This window comes from Alcanivorax profundi (assembly GCF_003597125.1).
In the GTDB taxonomy this organism is placed as follows: domain Bacteria; phylum Pseudomonadota; class Gammaproteobacteria; order Pseudomonadales; family Alcanivoracaceae; genus Alcanivorax; species Alcanivorax profundi.
Window position 1 is genome coordinate 1 of the sequence record NZ_QYYA01000023.1, and the last position, 1,455, is coordinate 1,455.

General features: G+C 39.7%; 1 protein-coding gene. It reads right to left on the reverse strand.

What is annotated here, in order from left to right; all coding sequences use genetic code 11:
* Window positions 1–147 precede the first annotated feature (147 nt).
* Complete coding sequence (locus tag D4A39_RS18920; RefSeq protein ID WP_119918582.1) at window positions 148–1,185, reverse strand: IS630 family transposase; 1,038 nt, start codon at window positions 1,183–1,185, stop codon at window positions 148–150.
* Window positions 1,186–1,455 lie beyond the last annotated feature (270 nt).

The window sequence follows — 1,455 nt, forward strand, 5'->3', positions numbered from 1 at the left end:
AACATTTCAGCTTTTATTTCCAGGTATTTACATCTGGATCTGATACACAACTTAGAAGATATAACCTTTTGTTTGAACCCACCCATTTCTCATGTGACCAAAAGTATTGGAACAGATTAACTTAAAATAGATTAAAGTGAATAAGACTTAATATTTAGTTGAAAATCCTTTGCTTGCAATAACTGCATCAAGCCTATGACCCATTGACTTCACCAAACTTTTGCATTCTTCTTTTGTAATGCTTTTCCAGGCTTCCACTGCAGCCTCTTTCAGTTGTTGTTTGTTTTGGGGGGTTACTCCCTTCAGTCTCTTTTTTAGCAGGTAAAATGCATGCTCTATAGGGTTTAAGTCTGGAGATTGACTTGGCCAGTCTAAAACCTTCCACTTTTTGCCCCTGATGAACTCCTTTGTTGCTTTGGCACTGTGTTTTGGGTCATTATCTTGCTGCATGATGAAGGATCTCCCAATCAGTTTGGTTGCATTTTTCTGTAAATTGGCAGACAAAATTTTTCTGTACACTTCAGAGTTCATTTTGCTGCTGCCATCATGTGTTACATCATCAATGAAGATCAATGAGCCCGTCCCAGAAGAAGCCATGCAAGCCCAAGCCATGACATTACCTCCACCGTGTTTCACAGATGAGCTTGTATGTTTGGGGTCATGAGCAGATCCTTTTTTTCTCCAAACTTTAGCCTTTCCATCACTTTGGTAGAGGTTAATCTTTGTCTCATCAGTCCATAAAACTTTGCCCCAGAATGTTTGAGGCTTGTCTCTGTAGTTTTTGGCAAATTCCAGCCTGGCCTTCTTATTCTTCTTGCTAATGAGAGGTTTGCATCTTCTGGTGTAGCCTCTGTACTTTTGTTCATGAAGTCTTCTGCGGACAGTAGACTGTGATACCTTCACTCCTGCCCTCTTGAGGTTGTTGCTGATGTCACTAACAGTTGTTTTAGGGTCTTTCTTTACAGCTCTCACAATGTTTCTGTCGTCAACAGCTGATGTTTTTCTTGGTCTACCCATTCGAGGTCTGTTACTTAGTACACCAGTGGTTTCTTTCTTCTTCAGGACATTCCAAATGGTTGTACTTGCTATGGTCAATGTTTGTGCAATGGCTCTGATTGATTTTCCATCTTCTCTCAGCTTCACAATTGCTTGTTTTTCACCCATAGACAGCTCTCTGGTTTTCATGTTGGTTACACGTCTAACTATAAATGCAGTCTGCACAGGCAAAACCCAAATCTGAAACTGAGTGCAGACATTTAGTGCTATTTATTGTTTGAATAATCAATGTAATAGGACACACCAGGGCAACAAAACACACCTGTCAGTCACATGTTCCAATACTTTTGGTCACATGAGAAATGGGTGGGTTCAAACAAAAGGTTATATCTTCTAAGTTGTGTATCAGATCCAGATGTAAATACCTGGAAATAAAAGCTGAAATGTTGATCTTTTGTC

Excerpts from the sequence above, each read along its gene's own strand:
- D4A39_RS18920 (WP_119918582.1), bottom strand. The coding sequence starts at position 1,185 with ATGAAAACCAGAGAGCTGTCTATGGGTGAAAAACAAGCAATTGTGAAG.